This is a genomic window from Noviherbaspirillum sp., from assembly GCF_036846085.1.
Taxonomy (GTDB): Bacteria; Pseudomonadota; Gammaproteobacteria; order Burkholderiales; family Burkholderiaceae_D; genus Noviherbaspirillum.
Genome location: NZ_DAIUCO010000337.1, coordinates 1 through 4,840, shown reverse-complemented (window position 1 = coordinate 4,840; position 4,840 = coordinate 1). Strand labels below are relative to the sequence as shown.

Genomic DNA, 4,840 nt, shown 5'->3' with positions numbered 1-4,840 from the left:
ATTTCAAGGGCCGCGAACGATTTTCCCTGCAGGACGGTTTCACGCTTGAGCTTGCTGATGTAAGCGGGAACCAGCTCCGCTTTCAAGGCGCGGCCTTGCAAGGCGATCTCACTTCCGGCTCCGGAAATAGCAAATCCAGTTAGCCATAAATCAGGCACGATCTGGCGCGAAAATGCGCGCATGTATTCCGAATATCCATTTGTGTTGCCGAACTCGCCTCTCGTCAAGAAATCGACGACCTGTTTCAGTTCCGCGACTTCCAGCTCTGCTGCCTTGGTTTGTTGCTCTATCAATGCACTTTTCTGCCTGGGCCCGAATTCCGCGTTGAGTTTGTTGAGTTGCGCTTGGGCAGATGCCAGCTGCGCGGTCGTGGCATCCGCTTCCCTTGCCAGTTCAGTCACCCGGTAATTGGTATAGGCGCTCAACAACGCCGACCCGAGCAAAATTAGTCCGAGAGCCTGCGCCATCGTGACAGCGGAGAAGTACTTTTTCTGCTTGAGAAAAATAGGGTTGAAAAGATTGATCTGCTGACTCACAGCGTCTTCTCCTCATGGCGAAGCGCGGCGCCTATGGTCAGAAAATATCGCTGCTGAGCTTCAGGTGCCCGCAAGGCCGGGACCCGGGACAGGTCCATCACGCTCTCCAGGTTGAGCACTTCGACAGGCATGTACAGATTGGACGCCAGATGCTGCTGCAATCCTTCGGCGCCCGGGCCGACCGGCGCCAGCATAAGCTTTGCAATGGTGATGAAATGGTATTGGCGGTCGAAGTGGTCGAATGAACGCTGCAGCTCGAGCGTCACCCGATCATAGTATGCCGTTAGCTGATCAGCATCGGATTGCGCAAGTTGTGAAACGTCTACATCGATGCGACGCGAAAGGTAGAGCTCACCGCCATAGCAAATTGTCAGCAAGCCGCCGTCGGCGGTAAAGGACAGCATCGCCAGACCTCGACCTTCCGGCTCCAGCATTGCGGAAACATTGCGCTGCGCCATCTCGGGAATATCGACCACGTTCAGTGGGATCTTGGCATCACCGAACAATGCCTGACGGCGCTCGATAATCTGGTTGCGCGCCGCCACTGCGAACATCAACCTAATGCGTATTGGTGCATTTTTATCGACCGGCACATTCAGCACATCGATCGTTGCATCATCGACGTGATAATCGAGCATGTCCTTCAGGCGCCATCGGACTGCCGTCTTCAGTTCATCGGGCGGCACGTTGGGCGCGTCGAGCGAGAGCAACTGGTAATCACCGGAAGACAGCAGCGTCGTGCACTGATGCTGAACAACCGGAAGGTCACGTGCGATCTTTTCGAGCGAAGCTCCGTCGAGCGATCCGGGCGACTGAAACATCTCCGCAGATTCGATCAATGGCATGCCGGAGGATGGGCGAATCGCTGTCACGACACATACAGCATTTTCTCGAAAGCTGAATGCCATCCATCCGTTAGTTTTTTTCGTTTTCGAGAACAAACGCATACACGCAGCTTAGATTAGGAACTTGCCTGAAGTTAAGTGAATAACGTATTGATGTCAATCAAATTTCCTTCATTCAAGAGAATGAACGAACTTCAAATTTGATTGCAAAAATTGCAATCCAAAATGAAGCTAGAAATGCAGCTCACGCAGATAAATAACATCCCCGTCTTTCTTTGAAACCCCGAAAGTTTGCACGCCTGAACCTGGCAAATAGCTGTTCAACGGTCCTGCGACGGGCGCGGTATTGCTTGTGCTTACCCGCACACTGCCTTTGCCCGACAGGATATTGGTCGGCTTGCTCAAGTTCAGTACACCCTTGCCCTCCACAAGAGTTCCGGTCGTTCCCACGATCGATGTATTGACGGCCGCCCCTACATCCTGTGCGACAGTGAAATTGGCAGCAGCGATAGAGGTGCAATTGTCGTCAGCGCTTGGCACATACGTGGTGCCGTTCCAGTACTCCGCACGGACATTGACCGGAAGGTCCAGCAATTCCGAGCCATACGTATTTGGAATGAAAAGCCGGCCGTAGCGCAGATTCCGTTCGCCCAGCAGGTGCCGCTCATTACCGCTGGTCGCATCGGCATCGAGGTTAAGTGCAGTCTGAGCCAGTCCGATTCCGTCGGCGTCCTTTGGCGCAATGCCGATCTTGAGGGCGGTGTAAGGGCCGTCCGCAGCGTCGGCACGCTCCAGGATCACATTGCTTTCAAATATCGCTTCGCCGTTCTGCCAATTCGGCGCAGCAGGCGTCGGAACCACCGTGACCCGGCTCCCCGAAGTACGGTTGATTGTCGACGGAACGGGGCTGACGCCGGTGCAACTGAAGGACGTTGCGTAAGGTGAGGTATTGGAAAACACCGCCCGGCAGGTGCCGGCGCCGACTGGAACGCCGCTCGCGGTCATCCAGAAACCGAGGCTGTTTGACGTATCAAAATCCAGCCAGTTCGTGGTGTTCAGCGTCGCATACGAGCCGATGTACTTCTTCGTCGGCAGATTCGCCGCATTCTGCGCTTGCAGCTTGAACCGCACCTTCAGCGGCTCGCCCATATAGGTGAAGGCACTCTGCGGTGAACATCCATTGCCGCCATTGATATCACTGCGATTGATGAACTCGGTTTCCGCGTCGAGCACCGCGAAATGGTCGGGGACGAAACGCCCTACTTCCGGACTGGGCGATCCATTCCCGAAGTTGCATCCATACCGGCCATTGAACAGGGTATTGGAGAAACTGTCGGCAATGCAGTCTCCCTTGGTGCTCACGCTGTCAACAGCCGTCCAGGTAAGCTGCTTTGCCGTGTCGCACTGCGCAGGTGTCATTGCGATGCAGTCCACTGTTCCTATCACGCCATCGTAGATGCTGTATGGCGGCAGCGTGAACGTACCGACTTCGCTGTAGGTGAAGTCGGTACGCTCGGCGCGGGAAAATCCAACGTTGGAGACGGAGGGCATGAGGCTGGTTTGCGACAAGGTGCCGGGATCGCCAGCAGCCGGCAAGGCCTGCAGCGCCTTGTCATTGACTTTCAGCGTGCCTGTGTACCTGCTTTGGACACCTGTCACGCCGGCCGTGGTTGCGGTCATGGTGAACGTGTCACTACCAGCCTTCATTACCAGCGGCGTAGTGGGCGTCTGCGTTTTGGCAAATGTCACCGATGAAACGTTCAGCGGCCGGACAGAGAACGCATCGGCGGAACAGGCGGGCGCGGTGGGGGTAAAGGCGGTGCAGGACGAATTTGTGCACTCCCGTACGACAGCGATCAGGTTTTTCCAGGCAGAGTTCAGCGTGAATTGCGGCGACAGTTTGGCTCCCGGATCGCTGGTTCCGTAACTCACGATTTGCGTCGCGCCGCCTTCGACTGCCGCCTTGCCGGTGCAGGCGGCATTGCATGTCCTGGCAGCATCCGTGCCACAGGTACCATCGCTATTGTCGACGAGTTTAACCGCCACATGCCTGCTGCTGGCAGCCGAATAGGCAGTGGAGATGCTGGAACTGGTCAGCGCCGCAACCCATAGCTTGAACGGCGTGCCGACCAGCTTCATAAAAATATTCCCGGTCTGGAAGTTCTGGTAGGCCGGCACGGTCGAATTCGGCGCAGTAGGATAACTTTCGTCGATTGCCGAAAATCCGCTGGCGATGCCGCCAGTAGGTGGCACCACGGTTTGCGCGCAAATGCGCAGTCCGCCGATTTCATGGATATTGAAGGAACCGCCGGTGGAACCGGTGAAGGAAATTTTCCAGTAATCCGGCACCACTTTTGATATCCATCCCTGGGTTACCGCGTGGCTGGCTTCCGGATAGGCGTTGAACGGGCCGAACAAGGTTGAATACGAGGACCCGTCACGTGTCGTGGTGTCGCGATTGACGATCACATTGATCTGGCTGCTGGCGAATGGGCGGGCATCGACAATGACCTGGTACATATGGCCCGGCGCAGGTATGTTGGACGCGAAATTATCGATGGATTGACCACCGGGATTGCTGCCCGTGCCGCCCAGCCAACGATAACCGCTGGACCCCCTGCCTGGTCCACGCACGCCTACGGACTGTGGAATGAACCCGGAGCCGAGGACACGGCCTTCGGTCGGATTCTGGTAATTACCGTATTCATCGATCGCCACACCGACCCAGCCTCCCGCAAATCCTGGTGGATTGCCGCTGTCATTGCGTTGAGCATATCCCAGTGATCCACCGAAGGCGCCCGGCACGGCAGGTACGGAATAGTCGGACAAGGTTACCGCTATACCGTCAGCGCCTGGATTGGAACCGTCGTAGGCGTAGTGATTGAACTCTACCGAGATGTAATTCCCTGCTGCAGGAAAAATGCTGGGGACCGTCGCGGCTTTGGCGTTATAGCCAGTACTCTCGGTCAGGCGCAATAATCCGGTCGTCTGGTTGATATCCGGGTTACCGATGCCATCGCTGTTGGACAGGGTCCAGTTGGCGCCGAAGATCGTCGACGGATTCAGGCTGGTACGGCCGAAATTGTCGCAGACGCAGGTCAGCGTAATGTTGGAGGGTGCGTTCGGCGGCGGCGCGCAAGGCAGAGAGTAGTCGACCGAAATCTGCATGTGGTCGACATACACTTCCCGGTTGCCGCCGGACGTGCCCTGCTTTCGCACCGATAGAGCCGCGCCGAAATTTGCCTGGTTGATGTCCGCCGGTGTCCATGTCGTGCCCCACAAGTCGGTCGCGCCACCATGGGATTCGTAGGTATCGGTGGTGGAGTAAATCGTGGAAGTTGCACGATCGGCGCCGGTCACCGTGCCGGCCTTCACGAGACGCATCGAATTGTCCCTTTGGGTTCCGTTATTGTTGGAACTGCGCTCGACATTGACCCTGATGCCGGTGATGGTTGCGCC

General features: G+C 56.5%; 3 protein-coding genes. All 3 read right to left on the bottom strand.

Annotation, left to right across the window (positions count from 1 at the left end; translation table 11 throughout):
- Positions 1 to 536: PilN domain-containing protein (locus tag V7080_RS24080; protein ID WP_334190917.1), on the bottom strand; the 536-nt coding region annotated here is incomplete at its 3' end.
- Complete coding sequence (pilM, locus tag V7080_RS24075; RefSeq protein ID WP_334190916.1) at positions 533 to 1,381, bottom strand: type IV pilus biogenesis protein PilM; 849 nt, start codon at positions 1,379 to 1,381, stop codon at positions 533 to 535. The genes pilM and V7080_RS24080, both read right to left, overlap by 4 nt.
- 231 nt (positions 1,382 to 1,612) lie before the next feature.
- Positions 1,613 to 4,840: DUF6701 domain-containing protein (locus V7080_RS24070; protein WP_334190915.1), on the bottom strand; the 3,228-nt coding region annotated here is incomplete at its 5' end.